The organism is Aeromonas sp. PrichA-15 (genome assembly GCF_017939245.1).
Lineage (GTDB): Bacteria > Pseudomonadota > Gammaproteobacteria > Enterobacterales > Aeromonadaceae > Aeromonas > Aeromonas caviae.
The window spans coordinates 1-541 of record NZ_JAGKRH010000124.1; the positions used below are offsets into that span (position 1 = coordinate 1).

The 541-nt window shown below is 47.3% G+C and carries 1 protein-coding gene; it reads right to left on the minus strand.

Annotated elements, in window-relative coordinates:
* Positions 1-403: 403 nt before the first annotated feature.
* On the minus strand, positions 404-541 hold a 138-nt coding region (locus J9889_RS15150; protein ID WP_210537942.1), incomplete at its 5' end, for a transposase.

A 541-nucleotide genomic window follows, 5' to 3' on the forward strand; every position in this document is an offset into this window, starting at 1 on the left:
CCTGTCGTTGGTGGAGACCGGCAAGCGATTGGGCCGCTGCCCACAGGAGTGGTTGAGGGCCGTGGTCAGGGCGTGCATCGAGAAGACAGATTATCCCATCCCGGCAGAACTGATGCCGTCAACCCCGTCCTGGTGAATAGATACCCGAGATCGACCCGGTTTTGCGCCATTGAGGGGGGGGCAAATGCCAGAAAAGGAAATGCTGCCAATGCAATATATATTTTCATGTTCTGTCTCCATATGCCAGGAGGGCTTATTGGAGAGAGCAACGACCATGCCAATTTACAACCATATGATTTTTGGTTGTTTTTTATTTGATGTAATTGTTTTTACGTCTCAATATCGAGAGCGACATATTATGTCGTGAAGTAAGCGCTTATTTATCAATGGATTTATTTTTGGTTCATCGCGGCTTTCCGGGGAAGGCCGCCTTGATTTTCAGAAAAAAGTATTCTGAGTCCCTAAATCCATATGCCATGCGCTTTATCACTTTGATCTTGTTGTTCACCCCTTCCAGCACACTCGTGTGCATCGGGTAGTT